Origin of the sequence: Sorangium sp. So ce124, assembly GCF_051525235.1 — a bacterium.
Classification (GTDB): domain Bacteria; phylum Myxococcota_A; class Polyangia; order Polyangiales; family Polyangiaceae; genus Sorangium; species Sorangium atrum.
The window spans coordinates 7,498,617-7,514,579 of the sequence record NZ_CP150312.1; the positions used below are offsets into that span (position 1 = coordinate 7,498,617).

At 70.7% G+C, this 15,963-nt stretch carries 15 protein-coding genes; 4 read left to right on the forward strand and 11 right to left on the reverse strand.

Annotated features, from left to right (window positions below):
• Positions 1 to 125: 125 nt before the first annotated feature.
• Positions 126 to 824 (forward strand): transcriptional regulator, encoded by a 699-nt coding sequence (locus WMF19_RS28065; RefSeq protein WP_437893170.1) that lies wholly within the window; start codon positions 126 to 128, stop codon positions 822 to 824.
• A gap of 19 nt (positions 825 to 843) precedes the next feature.
• Here WMF19_RS28065 and WMF19_RS28070 read toward each other — a convergent pair whose 3' ends face one another.
• Positions 844 to 1,746 (reverse strand): nucleoside hydrolase, encoded by a 903-nt coding sequence (locus tag WMF19_RS28070; protein ID WP_437893171.1) that lies wholly within the window; start codon positions 1,744 to 1,746, stop codon positions 844 to 846.
• A 147-nt stretch (positions 1,747 to 1,893) separates the two neighbouring features.
• Here WMF19_RS28070 and WMF19_RS28075 point away from each other — a divergent pair, with 147 nt between their 5' ends.
• Both WMF19_RS28075 and WMF19_RS28080 read left to right on the forward strand, forming a co-directional pair.
• Positions 1,894 to 2,724 carry a hypothetical protein gene (locus tag WMF19_RS28075; RefSeq protein WP_437893172.1) on the forward strand — a complete coding sequence of 277 codons (831 nt, stop codon included), beginning with the start codon at positions 1,894 to 1,896 and terminating at the stop codon, positions 2,722 to 2,724.
• A 227-nt stretch (positions 2,725 to 2,951) separates the two neighbouring features.
• Positions 2,952 to 4,115 (forward strand): STAS domain-containing protein, encoded by a 1,164-nt coding sequence (locus WMF19_RS28080; RefSeq protein WP_437893173.1) that lies wholly within the window; start codon positions 2,952 to 2,954, stop codon positions 4,113 to 4,115.
• 124 nt (positions 4,116 to 4,239) lie between these two features.
• Here WMF19_RS28080 and WMF19_RS28085 read toward each other — a convergent pair whose 3' ends face one another.
• On the reverse strand, positions 4,240 to 5,790 hold the full coding sequence (locus WMF19_RS28085) for a hypothetical protein (protein ID WP_437893174.1): 1,551 nt from the start codon (positions 5,788 to 5,790) through the stop codon (positions 4,240 to 4,242).
• Between the two features lie 166 nt (positions 5,791 to 5,956).
• Complete coding sequence (locus WMF19_RS28090; protein ID WP_437893175.1) at positions 5,957 to 6,625, reverse strand: glutathione binding-like protein; 669 nt, start codon at positions 6,623 to 6,625, stop codon at positions 5,957 to 5,959.
• Between the two features lie 76 nt (positions 6,626 to 6,701).
• Here WMF19_RS28090 and WMF19_RS28095 point away from each other — a divergent pair, with 76 nt between their 5' ends.
• Entirely contained in the window at positions 6,702 to 7,670 is a 969-nt protein-coding gene (locus tag WMF19_RS28095) for a LysR family transcriptional regulator (RefSeq protein WP_437893176.1), read from the forward strand.
• 21 nt (positions 7,671 to 7,691) lie between these two features.
• On the opposite strand, the gene argC is transcribed toward WMF19_RS28095, so the two are convergent.
• The 8 genes from argC to WMF19_RS28135 all read right to left on the reverse strand — a co-directional run bounded on the left by argC (position 7,692) and on the right by WMF19_RS28135 (position 15,961).
• Positions 7,692 to 8,642: an N-acetyl-gamma-glutamyl-phosphate reductase gene (gene argC / locus WMF19_RS28100; RefSeq protein WP_437893177.1), complete on the reverse strand. Its 951-nt coding sequence runs from the start codon at positions 8,640 to 8,642 to the stop codon at positions 7,692 to 7,694.
• Between the two features lie 54 nt (positions 8,643 to 8,696).
• The gene (locus tag WMF19_RS28105; protein WP_437893178.1) at positions 8,697 to 8,954 is read right to left on the reverse strand and encodes a hypothetical protein; all 258 of its coding nucleotides are present in this window, start codon (positions 8,952 to 8,954) and stop codon (positions 8,697 to 8,699) included.
• 8 nt (positions 8,955 to 8,962) lie between these two features.
• The gene (locus WMF19_RS28110) at positions 8,963 to 9,565 is read right to left on the reverse strand and encodes an RNA polymerase sigma factor (protein ID WP_437893179.1); all 603 of its coding nucleotides are present in this window, start codon (positions 9,563 to 9,565) and stop codon (positions 8,963 to 8,965) included.
• Positions 9,566 to 9,573: 8 nt separating this feature from the next.
• Entirely contained in the window at positions 9,574 to 9,786 is a 213-nt protein-coding gene (locus tag WMF19_RS28115) for a YgaP-like transmembrane domain (RefSeq protein WP_437322974.1), read from the reverse strand.
• Positions 9,787 to 9,992: 206 nt separating this feature from the next.
• Positions 9,993 to 13,034 carry a hypothetical protein gene (locus WMF19_RS28120; RefSeq protein WP_437893180.1) on the reverse strand — a complete coding sequence of 1,014 codons (3,042 nt, stop codon included), beginning with the start codon at positions 13,032 to 13,034 and terminating at the stop codon, positions 9,993 to 9,995.
• Between the two features lie 205 nt (positions 13,035 to 13,239).
• Positions 13,240 to 13,641, reverse strand: a complete 402-nt coding sequence (locus WMF19_RS28125; protein ID WP_437893181.1) for a group II truncated hemoglobin — start codon at positions 13,639 to 13,641, stop codon at positions 13,240 to 13,242.
• A 47-nt stretch (positions 13,642 to 13,688) separates the two neighbouring features.
• A complete protein-coding gene (locus WMF19_RS28130; protein WP_437893182.1) occupies positions 13,689 to 15,227 on the reverse strand; it encodes an FAD-dependent monooxygenase in 1,539 nt (512 codons plus the stop codon).
• A gap of 86 nt (positions 15,228 to 15,313) precedes the next feature.
• A complete protein-coding gene (locus WMF19_RS28135; RefSeq protein WP_437893183.1) occupies positions 15,314 to 15,961 on the reverse strand; it encodes a TetR/AcrR family transcriptional regulator in 648 nt (215 codons plus the stop codon).
• Positions 15,962 to 15,963 lie beyond the last annotated feature (2 nt).

A 15,963-nucleotide genomic window follows, 5' to 3' on the forward strand; every position in this document is an offset into this window, starting at 1 on the left:
CTCCTCGACGCGTCGACCCCACCACGTTGTCATCCAGGCTCAGCCCGCTCGCCGGCGGTCGTTCCGATCTGCGACGAGCCAATTTCGCTCGACGAAGCCGCGCTCGATCGGCGTAGCGTGGCTGTATGACCCAAAGGCGCGATCATGCCCTCTCCTGCACGACGCTCTTGCTCATCGCGTGTGGACTGGCCGGCTGCGGCAAGGCCTCCACGCCGCCCGCGGCCGCCCCCGAGCCGCTCGCACCTCTCACGTTCCGGCGATCGGCGGACGACATCATCCTCGCGGCGAAGCTGCCGCCCGAGACCGCGCCCCGCGCGTCGCTCGAGATCCACCGCCTCGACGCCTACGCCGCGTGCAACGCGGCGCAGGTGCGCCTCTCCGCCAGCGTGAGCGCGCGCGCGGACGCGGGGCCGAGCGCGCTCACGCTGTCGAGCCTCGTCATCGGCGGCCTGGGGCTCGCGGGCGGCATCGCCACCACCGCGCTCGCCGCGGGCCTCGAAGCCAAGCCGCCCCCGGTGGGCGCGCCGTCGCTCCCGGACGCGGAGCCGCCGGACGTGGACGGCAAGACGGGCGTGATCGTGGCGGGGGTCGTCACGGGCGTCGTCGTCGTGGGCGCCGTCGTTGGAACGCTCCTGCTCGCCGGCGGCGACGACGACGACGACGACCACAAGCACAAGCTCGATCTGGGCGTCGGCGGCGCAGGGGGGCTCCGCGACGCCATCCGCGCCTTCGAGGCCGCGTGCCCGGACGAGCCGCCCGAGGACGCCCTCGCCGCGTGCATCGACAGGGCGCGCGCCCTCCGCAAGGCCTGCGCAGCCCGGTGAGGCGTGCTCCGACGGCGGCTCAGCGCGCGAGCACGTCGAGGAAGCGCTCCTCGTGGAACCCGATCGAGATACGCGTGCTCGTGCCCTCCATGGCGCGCGCCCCCCATTCGCCCTTCTCGCGGTAGATCTCGACCTCGACGAAGTCGCAGACGCGCTCGTCGAGCGCGCAGGCGGCCGCCACGAGATCGTGCATCGCCTTGCCAACGCCCTTGTCTGCCAGGTACCGATCGAGCGCGTCGATCATCCCCGTCAGGCCGCTCCGCGGCGGCCGCCCGGAGACCCGGCGGCTCAGCGCCTCGCGCATGGCCTCGGTGTAGACGACCCCGTGACAGACGTTCTTCGAGACGAACCTGCGCTCTCCGATCTGCGGTGAGGCGAGCAGCGCGAGCGTCTCCCGGGGCGCGCCGCCGGGGTTGAAGCTCGGGCAGGTGAGGCGCCCGCGGAACTTCTCGAGCGGCTCGGCGACCAGGTTGTCCCCCGCGAAGCCGCCTTGCTGGACCCAGCGAGCGAGCCGGAGCCCGGGGGCGTCCTTGAACGCCTTGCCGATGTTCTTGGGCGCGGCCCCGACGAGCACCGTGGCGTCCGGATCGCGGAGCAGCTCGGCGAGCAGCGCGGGGCCGCCCGCGACCTCGCCGACCGGGTGCTCCAGGATGCCGGCGCCGTAGCACGCCTGGTGGAAGCCGGAGACCCGCGCCTTCTTGCCCTCGCTCGTCGCCCACCACGCGGGGCCGTGCAGGGCGCCGATCGGGACCTCCGGCCGCCCGCAGCGATCCAGACCCCAGCGGACGAGCCGGCACTGATCCTCGGAGCCGGGCGTGACGAGCACGCCGAGCAGCTCGACGTCGGGGTGATCGGCGAGCCAGAGCAGCGTCATGAAGTCATCCGGGTCCGCTGTCTCCATCTCGAAGATCATGCGCTTCACGCCGCACCTCCATGCCATCGCGCGGTAGAGCAAAATCGATTAGGCTCGATCCGAGCGGGCAGCCGGAGAGACGACCGGCCGCGCGACGGAGCCAGCGCTCGACCCGCGCGGCTGCGCGCGGCCAGGCCGCACGACCCCGAGGAGCGAATGAAGCGCATACACCTGTTCGAGATAGAGGATTTCAGCTGGTTTCCCGGGTGGCTACGGGCCTGCATGACTCGCCTGATCGTGGTCATGCACAGGGCGCTGGGCACGAGCGAGGCGCTGGCCGAGCTGATCGCCAGAGCATTGAAGGAGTCGAACACATCGAACATCATCGACCTCTGCTCCGGGAGCGGCGGGCCGATGATCGACGTCGTGCGGATCCTGCGCGAGAGGCCCGGGTTCGAGGGCATCAAGCTGACGCTCACGGACCTGTACCCGAGCAAGGAGGCGGCGGAGCTCATCAACAACCAGGAAGGGAGCAACGTGTCCTACCAGACGAGCCCGGTGGACGCCACGAAGATCGGCGGGGAGATGCCTGGTTCTGCGGGCCTCGCGGGTCTCAGGGGTCTCAGGACTATGGTCAGCAGCTTTCATCACATGAGGCCGGACGGCGCGAGGAAGATACTGGAGTCGGCCCAGAAGAGCAGGCAGCCGATCTGTATCTTCGAGATCAGCGACAACAGTCATCCGATGTTCCTCGGGTGGCTCGCCCTCCCGATCAACTTCGTGATGTGCCTCCTCATCACGCCCCTTGCGAGGCCCATGACGCTGCGGCAGCTCGTCTTCACCTATATCGTGCCGATCATCCCGCTGTGCTTTGCGTGGGACGGAGCGGTCTCGAACGCGAGGACCTACACGCTCGATGACCTGGATGAGCTGCTGAGCGGGCTCCGGAGTGAAGATTACCGATGGGAGAAGGGAGTGACCGGCGGGAGGGCGAAGAAGCTCTATCTGCTCGGCATTCCTACCGGCGACGCCGGCTCCGGCGGCTGAGCCGCTCCGACGCGGACGAACCGGTACGTACCGGTCGTACGGATCACCGGAGATCGCGCGGCGAGCGTGGTCCGAGGCTGTATGTCCCCCTCGTGCGTTTCGACGATTGGATTAAGGCCGTGCCTTCGTGCGCGTCGCGGATTGCGCCCTACTATTCGTGTGCGGTCATCGATCTACCTTGTGATGCGCAATCCCGGTATGCCTGTCCGGTTGCGGAGGGGAACACGATGGCTGACGCAAACGGAGCACTGAGCTCGCTGGATGACTTTATCGCACACTCCACGGAGATGCTGTTCGTCGCCGGGGGCGACGGCGCGCTGCTGCGATGGAGCGACGCGCTGGGCCAGACGATCGGCCCAGCGCTCGCGCACGGAACCCCGTTGACCGAGCTCTTCCACCCGGAGGACCGCGGCGCGCTCACCACGAGGTGGGAGCAAGTGCGGGGAAGCACCGCCCCCGTCCATGTCCACGGCCGCGTCATGAGCGCGGAGCGCAGCTACAAACCGCTCTCGTGCGTGGTGCGCGGCGCGCGCCAGGATGGGCTGGTCTACGGCTCGTTCCGTGACGCGCCGACCGGCGATGGCGCGCTCGACGAGCTGACCGAGCTGAGGGCCCGGGACAGGATGCTCCGCGCCTTGATCCACGCTCTTCCGATAGCGGTGTGGGCCGTCGATCCCGACGGAACGTACCTCTACCATGAAGGCAAGGGGCTCGAGGCCAGCGGCCATCGGCCTGGGCAGCACGTCGGGGCGAACATCTTCGAGCTCTACGGCGACGCCATGGGCGCCATCACGCGCGCGCTGGCCGGTGACCATGTGCACGGGCTGGCCGAGGCCCATGGCTGCGTCTGGGAGAGCTGGATTCTCCCCCTCGGGGAGACGACCGGGCAAGTCAGCTCTGTCCTCGGGTTCTCGCTCGACGTGACGGAGGCGCAGCGCGCGCAGCAGGCGCTCCAGACCAAGCTCGACGTGATCGAGGCGCAGCAGCGGGTCATCCGCGAGCTCGCGGCGCCGATCATCGAGGTGTGGGACGGCGTGCTGGCGCTGCCCATGATCGGCGTCGTCGACAGCGCGAGGACGGCCGACGCGATGGAGAGCTTGCTCGAGGCGATCTCGAGCCGCGGGGCCCGCTTTGCGGTCCTGGACCTCACCGGCGTTCAGATGGTGGACACGAAGGTCGCCGATCACCTGATCAAGCTCGTCCGGGCCATCCAGCTGCTCGGCGCCGAGGGGATCATCTGCGGCATCCGCCCCACCGTGGCGCAGACGATGGTGGCGCTGGGGCTCGATCTCAGCGCCATCGTGACCAAGGCCAACTTGCGGGCCGGCCTTACGCACTGCATGCGGCGTTTGACCGCGCGCCCGGCGCCGCCCACCCGCGACGTCGCATAACGCGACCGCGGGGAGCCGGCCTGGGGAGCGAACCTCGATGAGGCCAAGGCGCCAGGGACGATCCTGGGCGACGAGGCGCTCGGGAGCAGCACCAGCGCTGGCGCTGCTCCCCGCGCGCCCGAGCTCAGAACAGCCGGACGTCGTCGATCGCGATCCCCAGCGGCTGCCCCGGGGGTGCGCGCCAGCTCAGGTTCATGACACGCCCCGGCTCGAACGGCGCCGGCGTGCCCCACCCCTGCTGCATAAGATCCCACCAGCGCAGCTCCACGGTGGTCCACTCCGGTCCGATCCAGAGGTCGATCCCGTGGCCATCGTAGCAAACCGAGCAGAACCCGCCCTCAGGCCTCGTAAGGAGCGTGCCGACGTCGAAGCGAACCAGGGCGCCCTGGCCGCGGATGTTGAAGCGAATGCCCTGGAACGGGGACACATCGACGGGCCACGTGTCGAAGGACAGCACCACGCCAGCGCCCGACGCGGACGGCACCCCCAGGGAGTACGCCGCGAGCGCCATCGAGCTGAACGGCCCGGAAACGGGAAGCAGCTCGACCGGCGGGATGGTCCCGTCGTCGTACGTCACCCAGGGCCCCGTGAACGGCGGAATGCGGCTGGCGTACGGCGGGGAGATGAGGAAATCGCCGTCCTCGAAGTCCTCGATGACGAGGCCCGACATCGCGCACGAGGGCTGCCCCTGGCACTCGGGATCGGCGCAATCCGCCAGCCCGTCCGCGTCGTCATCGACGCCGTTGCTGCACGCCCAATCGGAGTTCTCGAGCCACGGTACGCAGTACGGCTGCGACTGGCAGTCCGCATCGGCGCAATCCGCTAAGCCGTCCCCGTCGTCATCGGCGCCGTTGCTGCACGTCCAGTCGGTGTCCTCGCGCACCGGTGCGCAGTACGGCTGCCACAGGCAGTCCGGATCGGCGCAATCCGCGAGGCCGTCGCCGTCGTCGTCGTAGCCGTTGGCGCACGCCCAATCGGTGTCCTCGCGCCACGGCGAGCAGAATGGCGGCCCCTGGCACTCCGGATCGGCGCAATCCGCGAGGCCGTCCATGTCGTCGTCGTAGCCGTTGCTGCACGCCACATCGGTGTCCTCGCGCACCGGCGAGCAGAATGGCTGTCCCTGGCAGTCCGGATCGGCGCAATCCGCGCGGCCATCCAGATCGTCATCGTAGCCGTTGCTGCAGGCCACATCGGTGTTCTCGTACAGCGGCGTGTCGTCGACCCCGATGACGATGTCGATCCTTCCATGCCCGACGGAAATGACATCGCCGTCTGCCCGGAACTGGAACGCCACGGTCGTCGTCGTGCCTTCGCCGATGAAGACCCCCACCGGATTCGCCGACGTGAGGGACGCCGAGACGGGCTGGAAGCTGCCGCCCGTCCACCGCTCGAGGACCCAGCCCGGCTGGAGCGACACGTTGTAGACGCCGACCGGCAGCACCTCCGTGAGCACCGGCGCGTCGCCCCCTCCGTAGATGGTCCGCGCCGTCGGGCCGAGGATATCGAACCACGCCTGGGACAGGCGGTACGTCGCGCCCGAGGAGCTGCTCCCGACGAGGGCCAGGCTGAGCGAGCCGACATCCGACTCCTGCTCGGCGTCATCCGGCGCGTCCGCCGTGCAGCCGACCGGGATCGCAGCAATGGCCAGGACCGAACATACGAAGAGTTGTCGCAAGTGTCTCATAATGACCTTCGTATCAGAGCCGGTCGCGCGTGAGAAGCGGGATTCGTGAGCGCTGCATAACGTCGCGCGGCCGTTGGTCATAGCCCGTGGGGTATCGGCCGATCGCGCCGCGCCCGGCGCGCCCGCCGCCGGGCGCGCCGGGCGCGATCCGCTCGGGTCAACCGTTCGGCGCCGGAGCGTCGGCGGCCTCGGCGGCCTTCGCGTACCGCGCTTGCTCCAGGAAGTAGCCCTCCCGCTCTTCGGCGAAGGCGCGCGCCACGCTCGGACGTCCGTGGAGGCGCGCATGGTACGCGGCCAGCGCCGGCCAGGACTTCAGGTCGATCGGCGTGACCACGGACCAGTTGAGCACCGCGAAGAGGTACGCGTCGGCGACCGAGAAACGGTCGAGCAGGAACTCCCGCCCTTCGAGCCGTTCGGCCAACCAGCCGAGGCGGCGCGGCGCCCCGCCCAGCGCATAGGCCTTGACCTCGGGCGCAGCCGTCTTGTCCAGGAGCGGGCTGTAGACCGCCTTGTGGAGCTCGCTCCCGATGAAGCCGAGCCACTGCTGGAGGCGCGCCCGGCCGAGCGGATCCCGCGGCGCGAGCTCCGCCTTCGGGAACCGATCCGCCACGAGCTGAAGGATCGCCGCGTTCTCGGCGAGGATCTCGCCTCCTTCGATCTCGAGCGCGGGGACGAACCCGAGCGGGTGGATCGCATGGTAATCGGCGCCCCCCACGGTCCGCTTCGTCTTCAGGTCGACCTCCACATACGAGGCCTCCGCGTCGGCCTCGTACAAGGCGATGCGCGTGGCGAGAGAACATGCGAGCGGAGCGAAATAGAGCTTCATGAAAACCTCCTGACGGCGCCCAACGTGCGCCTCGCGGGGCTGTGCGTCCAACGCATCGTCGTGATAGGGTCTATGCGTGTCACGCATACCGTCCTCCTCTGCGCCTCCTGCGATCGGACCGCGGCCTCAGCTCGAGATCCGCGATCTGGAGCTCGTCCTCTCGCTGGCTGCCGCCGGGAGCACGGCCGGCGCCGCCTCGGCGATGCACATCACGCAGTCCGCCGTGAGCCGGGCGCTCGCCCAGGCGGAGGAGCGGGTCGGCGCGCTCCTCTTCGAGCGCACCGCGCGCGGGGTCACGCCGACGGCCGCGGGCGAGCGGCTCATCGCGGGGGCCGGGCTCGTCCTCGCGCAGCTCCGGGAGCTCGAGCGAGAGGTCGCGGCGCCGGTCGCCGCGACCACGCGCGTCCGCCTCGTGTGCGAGTGCTACACGGCGTACCGCTGGCTGCCCTCCGCGATGACGAGCCTCCGGCGCAGGCTGCCCCGCCTCGAGATCGTGCTCGCGGTCGAGCACACCCACGATCCGGTCGCCGCGCTCGTCCGGGGGGACATCGACGTCGCGCTGCTCACCACGTCGTCCCTGCCGAGCGACCGCGAGGCGGGCTGCGCGCTCGTGGAGCGGCCGCTCTTCTCGGACGAGATCATCTTCGTGATCTCGACCTCGCACCCGCTCGCGGGGCGGGCTTCGCTCACGCGCGACCACCTCCGCGAGGGCCCGCTGATCACGCCGAACGCGACGCCGGCCGAGGCGCGCTGGTTCATGAGCGCCGTCTTCGGGCGGCAGCGGCCCAAGATCGAGCTCCTGCGGTTCCCGCTCACCGAGGCCGTGGTCGACGCGGCGCGCGCCGGGATGGGGATCGCGACCCTCTCGGAATGGGTGGCGGAAGCCTATCTCAGCAGCGGCGACCTCGTGGTCAAACGGCTCTCGACCGGCCCGCTCCGCCGGCCCTGGCGGATCGCGTTCCGGCGCGCGTTCGCCGACGCCGCGGAGCGCCTGATCGCCGCCCTCGAGAGCTCGGCGCCGCGGCTCTACACGCGCGCCGGGTGACCCGGGTGACCCGGGTGGCGCTCAGTCGAGGCCGGTGGCCTCCGGCGCGCCCAGCATCAGGTTCAGGTTCTGCACCGCCGCGCCGGAGGCGCCTTTGCCGAGGTTGTCGAGGCGCGCCACGACCAGGATCTGGTCCGGCTTGCCGAACACGAACACGTCGAGTCGGTTCGTGTCGTTGCACTCCAGCGCGCCGAGATAGCCGTCCTCCAGCGCGCCCTGGCCGCCGAGCGGCATCACCCGGATGAACGGCTCGCCGGCGTAATAGGACGCGTAGAGCTCGTGGACCGCGGCGGGCGTCGCCGGCCGCGCCAGGGCGTCCACGAACAGGGGCACCGAGACGAGCATGCCTTTGTAGAAGTCACCCACGACCGGCTGGAACAGCGGCGCCCTGTCGAGGCCGGCGATCGCGCGCATCTCCGGAATGTGCTTGTGCTGCAGGGTGAGCCCATACGGGCGCGGGCCGCGGAGCTGCTCGCGGCGCGCCCCGTCGGCCTGCTCGTAGGCCTGGATCATCTTGCGCCCGCCGCCGCTGTAGCCGGTGAGCGAGTGCGCGATCACGCGGGCGTCCCTGGGCAGGAGCCCCTGCTCGACGAGCGGCGCCACGAGCGCGAGGAACCCGGTCGCGTGGCACCCGGGGACGGCGACGCGCCGCGCGCCGCGGACGGCCTCGCGCTGGCCGGGGCGGAGCTCCGGGAAGCCGTACACCCACCCGTCGGCCGTCCGGTGCGCGGTGCTCGGATCGATGACGCGCGTCCTCGGGTTCTCGATCCACCCGATGGATTCGCGGGCGGCGTCGTCGGGCAGGCACGTGATGAGCACATCCGCCTCGTTGATCAGCGCGCGGCGCGCCGCCGGGTCCTTGCGGCGGTCCGGGTCGATCTCGAGCAGCTGGAGGTCGCGGCGGCCCTGCAGCCGCTCGCGGATCTGGAGCCCCGTCGTACCTTCCTGCCCGTCGATGAACACCCGATGCATGGTGGCCGTGTCCATACGCCGAAGGCGCCCCCGGGACCAGCGCTTCGCGCTAGCTCACCGGCGGCTCTGCGGCGCCCAGGCGCATCCGCCGTCGTCGCACGGCTCTTCGAGGTGCTCCCCTCGCGCCCTGGCGCTGACCATCTGGATCAACCCCAGCGTCCAGCACATCGGGCATCCGCCCACCGCCACGAGCGCGACTGGCAACAGCGCCATTGCCAGCCAGAGGGAAGCGCGCGCGACGAGCACCGAGGCCACGAGGGCCGCGAGGCAGATCGCCCCACGCGCGAGGTGCTCCACAAGGCTCCTGCTCATGAACATGGCTAATTTCTCCTCTCCTCCCCTCCCCGCACCCATGAGGCGGAAGGCGCGCCCTCCTGCCGGAGGACCTCCCGCCGCACCAGCTGCCGCGCCCGGTGCAGACGGCTCTTCATGGCCGCCTCGCCGAGCCCGAGCATCTGGCACACCTCCTCGCCCGTCAGCCCCTCGACGTCGCGCAGCACGAGCACCTCTCGATAGGGCCGCTCCAGCACGGCGATGGCCTCATGCACGGCGCGGACCAGCCGCCAGCGCTCGAATGCTGCCTGAGGGTCGAGATCGCCCGAGGGCACCGCGTCGATGTCGTCCACCCGATCTCCCAGCCGCGCGCGCTCTTGCGCGAAGGGGCGAAGCATGCGCAGGCACGCGTTCCGGACCACCGTCATCAGCCAGGAGAGGACGCCCGGATCGCGCACCACGTCGGGGCGGCGCGCGAGCTTCGTGAAGGCCTCCTGGACCGCGTCGTCGGCGTCGAAGGCGTCGCGGCACGCGCGCAGCCCGAAGCGGTACACGCGGTCATGGTAAGCGCGGACGAGCAGCTCCAGCGCGCCGTCATCGCCGCGCGCCGCCGCCGTGAAGACCGGCTCGTGTGCTCTCGATGCTTCCATTCCGCGCCTCAGCTCCGCTGGAGGGGGCATGTGGATCTGCCGATCAGAGCGTACCCGAAGCACGTGCCCGAGAGCGCCGTAAATATCATGTACACAGCCGACAGACCGAACACGGTGAGGCGCGTCACGAGCGTCAGCGGCGCCGCCCAGGCGCACACCAGCAGCGCAAGTGCACCGAGACCACGCAGCAACCGATCCATCTTCCCCACATTGCTTTTCATGAGCTCCTCCATCCTTCGTCCGGAGAAGCCCCGACGCGGGGTGGAGGATTCACGAAATCGCTGCGCCGGTGGCGCAGAAAGCGACCGAGCGACGCCTACGCGATGCGTCCACGCCTGCGCGACGCATCCACGCCTACGCGACGCGTCCACGCCGCGCAGCTCCAGGGGCTATCGAGCGCGCCGGCCACGGCCAACGCTCGCCGCGCTCAAGCCGGAGTGACGCGGCTGGCGACGTCGCCGGGTCCGACGGCGCGGGGCTCGGGGCGAAGATCATTCACCGTGCTCGCCCAACTCTGGCCCGCGCTCCCCGTCGCGTCGTCCAGCGTGCGCACGACCTCGCGAGCGAGCGCCTCGCCGAGCAGCCGGTACGCCTCGAACTGCGCTTCGTCGAAGAACTGATCGGCGGTCGTCTGGTGCGGAAACTCGGGGTAAGACTCCGCATATCGCTGGACGTCGAGCGGCAGCCCCGGCAAGAGGCCGGCCTTGACGTAGACGACCGTGACCTCCTTGGTCGCCGTATCTTTCTCGGTCGCCCCGGTCTTCGCGCCCGGATCCAGCTTGAACTTCCCCACCAGGATCGGCGTGCGCGGTGTGCGCTGCTCCCAGGTGCCTCGCGGATCGTTCGGGCGAACGCGCTCGAGGTCCTCGCGCCTCAGCTCGAAGTCGAGCCCGCGGTCCACGCGCAGGATCCGCGCCGCCTTCGCGAGCTCGTCGCACGTCCACTCGGGGTCGGCGCTGGCGTCGATGCACAGGATGAGCTCGCACTCCCGCTCGACGAGCGTTGTCAGTCCCAGGTTGTCGTGGTGACCGCCATCGGAGACGAAGACCAGCGTGTCGCTCTCCTTGTTCCGCGCGAAGATCTCTTTGAACTGATAGGCGCTCCAGAAGTGCGCCCACCTCCGGAAGAGCACGTGCGGATCGCCGGCAGACCTCGCGAAGCGCGGGTTCTGGACCCAGAGGCCGAGACCGCAGTTGAGCACCGTGAGGACGACGCGCGCCCACCGCGGGATCAGCGTGCCGCCCTGGCTGTTCACGGCTGCAGCGCTGATGGCGATCGAATGGGCCAGGGTGAGCGTGTCGCCATAGGCCTCGGCTGGCCCCCACCCGGTCGCGGGCCCGCCGACGGCATAGGGGCTGAACTCGAACCGCGCGGTGCCCCGTTTGTAGAGGACAGGGTCGTCCGACCCCGGGGTGTTGACCGTGGCGGTCACGACGTGGAGCGGCGCGCCGCGGTGCGGCCCGCCCAGGTTCCAGGGCGCTGGATCCGCCGCGTACGTCCTCTCGACGCGCGGCTGGTTCGAGGGCCTCAACGCGGCGAGCGGCCAGGCGGAGGGAGAATCGCTGGCCGGCCGGTCGGAGTCGCCCGGCAGCGACAGGTACGCACGGCGGATCTGGTTGGCCCAGAACCGGTGAAGGCCCGTATGGTTCCTCGATGTCATGAAGCTGAGCCCGATGAACACAAGGCTGAGCGCGGCCACGACCATCAGCTCGACGACGTGCAGCGGGTCGTGCTGGCCAGGCACGCGGACGAGCCCGTCGATCGACTGAGTGAGCCGGATCGGCGCGAAGAGCAGCCACCGGAGGACGTTCGCCCATGCCGACGTGACGCCCTTCACGACATCGTAGAGCGCCGTGAAGCCGAGCGCGAACACCTGTCCGCTGACGGCGACCCCGATGACCGCGAGGAGCTGCTCGCGCTTCAGGCGGCTCAGCAGGACGGCAAGCGCGAGGGCCAGTGCAGCGCACAGGGCGAGGAGGGTGAGCAGGGGATCGGCCCGCAGCGCGAGCAGGGAGCACCACGTGAGCGCCGCGAGCAGCGCCACGCGAGCGGCGACCCGGGTCCCCGCCTCGTGGACGGACGGCCGCGAGAGGAGGATCCCGGCGTACATGACGAGCAAGGCCAAGAGGAGGACACCTCCTGCGAACGCGAGGACGAACACGAGGATGTCCAGCACAGGGAGCTCTGCCGCGATCGCGCCTGGCAGCGTGCCCGGCTCCGCGGGAGCCGTGGTGAAGAACAGAGATCGCGCTCCATCGAAGCGCGAGACGACCTCGGCCACGCCGCGCTTGACCGCGCGCGCGAGGAACCCCGACCTCGAGCTCGAGTGGTAGAGGAGGACGAGCGCCGCGAACCCGGCCGTGAGGAGCGACAGCGCGTTGGCGATCGCGCCGACCAAGATCATGAGGAGCGGCTGGAGCGTGTTGGCGGTGAGGCCGATCCCGCCGGGGACGAGGTAGTCGCCTCGCAGGCGGATCCTGTCGAGGAGGCGGTTCCATGAGTCGGCCTCCAGCGGCTTGAAGCGGGGCTCCGCGTCCCCCTTCGGGTGAACGCCGGACGTCAGCGCCGTGAGCGCGCCCCCCGCCCAGCCGCCGCCGGAGACGGAGCTCATGTAATCGACGTACTTGAGGATCACCTCGCCGCTCTTCGTCGGGATCGTGGCGAGTCCTTTCAGGAAGCCGAGGCACAGGGTCGCCGAGCGAATCCCTCCGCCGGAGAGCGACAGCCCGATGAGGTGCGCGCCGCGCGGATCATCGCCGTCGCCCGTGGAGGGGTGCTTCAGGTTGGCCGCGCAGCGCCGCGCCCCGATCCACCTGGCTTCGAGCGCGCGAAGGTCACCGATGGTGCGGTACTCGGACTCGCCCCTCGAAGGCCTCGCGGCGGACTCCCACGACTGCAGGATCGTCAGCAGCGTGCCGAGCGTCAGCATGAGGGCAGCGATGACCGAGGAGACAACCCTGTACTGCGGGCTCGTGTGCTGGTCCCCGTGGACCGCGTACCACAACGCCACCCCCCATACCGTGACGAACGTGCTCACCAGCAGACCGACAGCGATCAAGACGCCGCCGCGGCCCATGGACTTCAGCCGGATCAAGCCCGTCCCTGGGGGTAGATCCCGCCACAGGCGCCGAAGGAAGCGCCCCACGACGAACGCCTGAGGCGCCATGGCCCCGACGAAGACCATGGCGAGCGGGACCGCGGAGACCGCGGCGTCCACGAGCTCGCCGCGCCCCTCGATGACCGGAGTGAAGCGCTCCGGCGACCAGAAGAACGGCACCGCCCCAAAGACGAGGCCCGAGACGCCCAGGACCACCCGATTGGGCCAGTCCACCTCGCGAAAGAAGCGCTTCACCCATGGCCATGGGCTGCGCTCCCCCTTGCCCGGCCCCTGCCGATCCGGCTCGTGACGGGGGAGGGCTCCCGATGGCGGCGGCGTGCGCTCTCCGTCCGGCGGAGCGGGCTTGGTCATCGGGTGCTCGTCGAGTTGGGACATCGTTCCCCGCACGGGTTCCAGGCGCTGCACGCCTGCCTGGCGCAGCGGATCCCCGTGCGCTGGCGGCAGGCGTCTCGCGCGACCTCACGAGAGCGGACGACGTATCGTACGGAAAATCGGGGAGCGGTGGGGGCGTCGAGACGCGCGCGACCCTGCGCGCCGCGCCGGCCGGCGCTTCCAGTCAGCCAGGACGGTTTCGCATGAAGTCCGCCACCTCGGCGAAGCGCTGGTCGAGGAAGGCGCGGAGCGGCGCGGGCACGTCGATCTCGGCCATGGCGGCCCGCATGCAGCGCATCCATGCGTCGCGCATCGCCACGTCGACCGGCACGCGGGCGTGGCGCATCCGCAGCCGCGGGTGGCCGTGCGCCGCGATGTAGTCCTGCGGCCCGCCGAGCCAGCCGATCAGGAAGAGCGCGAATCGATCGCGGCTCTCGCGGGCGACCTGGCCCGCCTCGTCGCAGACGTGGAGGCGCGCGAGCGCCGGCTCGTCGCGGCCCATGAGGTCGTAGAAGCGCTCGACGAGCCGGCGCACCGCCGGCTCGCCGCCCAGCAGATCGAAAGGGGTCTCGGACGGCTCGGCCATGGGCGATGCCCTCTACCGGATCTGCGCCGGCGCTGCACGCCGCTGGCTCAAGCCGCGACCGAGGTGCCGCAGGCCGCGCCGAACCACGTGGTGAGCGCGCGGCGCAGCCGGCGGTGGGCAGAGGCCTCGGGCTCGCCTGCCGCGGCCGCCCAGGCCACGTAGCCGTCGGGGCGAATCAGCATCGCCTCCGCCGGGCGCGGCAGCGCTGCGCAGCGCGCGCTCACGACGTCCACGCGATCGCCCCAGGGCGCAGCCACGCCGCCGAGCGCGGCGCCGCCGGTCATGTCCAGCAGCACGCCCCTGGCCCCGTGCATGAGCTGCGCGACCCGCGTCTCCCCCTTCTGCGTCGTCAGCGGGACGTCCGGCGCCCATCGCCCGAGCAGCGGATGCTGCTCGCCGGGCTCGGTCGACATCTCGTAACGGACGTCGGCCGCGTCCAGCATCTCGACGACATACCGCAGGCTCTCCTCGTGCTTGAGCAGCTCGCCGACCAGCTCGCGCAGCGCGGCGACGCGCTCGTCCCGCATCATCAGCGCGCCCTGCGCCCGGGTGTGCATGATCACGCGCTTGCCCTCGGGGTGCCGCTCCGCGTGGTAGGTGTCGAGGAGCCCCGGCGGCGCCCAGCCGCGGACCTCCGCGGCCAGCTTCCAGCCGAGGTTGACCGCGTCCTGCAATCCGGTGGTGAGGCCTGGCCCGCCGGCGGGGAGATGGATATGCGCCGCGTCGCCCACGAGCAGCACGCGGCCCGCGCGGTACGTATCCGCCTGCCGGCTGGCGTCGGTGAACCGAGACAACCACCGCACCTCGCGGACGGGCAGATCCTCGCCGAGCGCCGCGCGAACGCTGGCCTGCAGCTCGTCGAGCGTCATCGGCGCGTCGCGGTCGAAGTCCTGCGGATACGGCTCCGAGGTGACCACGCGAAACACGCCCGCTCCCAGGGGAACCAGGGCGATCCCGCCGAGCCCGAAGCGAACGCGGCGACCACCGGAGAGGACGAGGTGCCCGTCCTCCGTCGCGCCCTCGGCCAGCGTGACGTCGGCGAGGCGCAGGAGCCGAGAGGGCGGGAGACCAGGAAAGCCGATCCCGGACAGCTTGCGCACGGCGCTGCGGCCGCCGTCACACCCCACAACGAAGCGCGCTCGAAGCACGTAGTCGCTGTCCGGGCCTCGGACGGCGACCGTCGCGCCCTCCCCGTCCTGCTCCAGCCCGATGAGCTCGTGACCTCGACGGATCTCCGTCGTCAGCTCGCGCGCACGCTCCTCCAGCAGCGCCTCTATGCGCGCCTGATGGATGCTCAGGAAGCGCCTGGAGACGCGCGCGTGCTCGCCGCCGACGGCCAGCGGGATCCCGCCGAAGTGCACGAAGCGCGTCATTTCTGCGGCGCTCTGCTCCGCGCGAAAGCGATCGAGAAGGCCCCTGTGGTCGAGGATCTCCACGGCACGCCCGCCGAGGCCGAGCGCCTTGGAGAGCCCCGTGGGCTCGGGCAACCGCTCCAGCACGACGGGACGCACGCCGGCCAGCCGCAGCTCGCAGGCCAGCATCAGGCCGGTCGGACCGCCGCCCACGATGACGACATCAACGTTCATACGCGCTCTCCTTGTCGAGAAACGATCGATTGACAACGATTGATCAGCGACGACCCGCGGGCGATGACGGATGAACGAGGCTCACGTCACGTGGTCTCTCCGGCGCCCGCGCGGCCGCCCCATCCAGGCGTGGTCACGCCATCCAGCACGAGGCTCACGGTCTGCTCGCCGAGGCGCGCGGCAAGCTCGACATCGCACGAGAGGCGCGCCCGAAGGTCCGAGAAGCGCGGCCCGAAGATGCCGATCCCGGCCAGCGCCCCGACGACGGTGCAATAAAGGAGCTCGAAATCGCAGTCTCGCCGGAACACCCCGCTGGCTTGACCTCGCTCGTAGAGATCGCGCAGCTGCGATGGCAGCATCGCGAGCGTCGCGGGCGGCGCGGCCTGCCAGCCGCTCATCGCCTCGTGCATCGCGAGCGGCATGCACAGCGGGCGCGAGAGGAGCAGCCGGAAGAACATCGTGAACGCGCGCCAGAGCCCCTCGCGCGGCTCGAGCGCCGCCGACGCCTCGAGCGCCGGCCGCCACCCCTCGATGAGGCCGGACCACTGGTCCTCGAGGACCGCGCGGTAGAGGCCATCTTTGCTCCCGAAATGATGGTAAATCATGCGCTCGTTGACCCCGGCGCGCCCCACGATGGCGTGCACGCGGGCCCCGTCGGGCCCATGACGCGCGAACTCCTCGGCGGCGGCGTCGAGGAGCGCCCGCCGCGTCTCCTTTTTCTCGTCTCGCGACATCA

Excerpts from the sequence above, each read along its gene's own strand:
- WMF19_RS28130 (WP_437893182.1), bottom strand. The coding sequence starts at position 15,227 with ATGAACGTTGATGTCGTCATCGTGGGCGGCGGTCCGACCGGCCTGATG.
- WMF19_RS28120 (WP_437893180.1), bottom strand. The coding sequence starts at position 13,034 with ATGACCAAGCCCGCTCCGCCGGACGGAGAGCGCACGCCGCCGCCATCG.
- WMF19_RS28075 (WP_437893172.1), top strand. The coding sequence starts at position 1,894 with ATGAAGCGCATACACCTGTTCGAGATAGAGGATTTCAGCTGGTTTCCC.
- WMF19_RS28125 (WP_437893181.1), bottom strand. The coding sequence starts at position 13,641 with ATGGCCGAGCCGTCCGAGACCCCTTTCGATCTGCTGGGCGGCGAGCCG.
- WMF19_RS28135 (WP_437893183.1), bottom strand. The coding sequence starts at position 15,961 with ATGTCGCGAGACGAGAAAAAGGAGACGCGGCGGGCGCTCCTCGACGCC.
- WMF19_RS28080 (WP_437893173.1), top strand. The coding sequence starts at position 2,952 with ATGGCTGACGCAAACGGAGCACTGAGCTCGCTGGATGACTTTATCGCA.
- argC (WP_437893177.1), bottom strand. The coding sequence starts at position 8,642 with ATGCATCGGGTGTTCATCGACGGGCAGGAAGGTACGACGGGGCTCCAG.
- WMF19_RS28115 (WP_437322974.1), bottom strand. The coding sequence starts at position 9,786 with ATGAAAAGCAATGTGGGGAAGATGGATCGGTTGCTGCGTGGTCTCGGT.
- WMF19_RS28110 (WP_437893179.1), bottom strand. The coding sequence starts at position 9,565 with ATGGAAGCATCGAGAGCACACGAGCCGGTCTTCACGGCGGCGGCGCGC.
- WMF19_RS28090 (WP_437893175.1), bottom strand. The coding sequence starts at position 6,625 with ATGAAGCTCTATTTCGCTCCGCTCGCATGTTCTCTCGCCACGCGCATC.
- WMF19_RS28105 (WP_437893178.1), bottom strand. The coding sequence starts at position 8,954 with ATGAGCAGGAGCCTTGTGGAGCACCTCGCGCGTGGGGCGATCTGCCTC.
- WMF19_RS28065 (WP_437893170.1), top strand. The coding sequence starts at position 126 with ATGACCCAAAGGCGCGATCATGCCCTCTCCTGCACGACGCTCTTGCTC.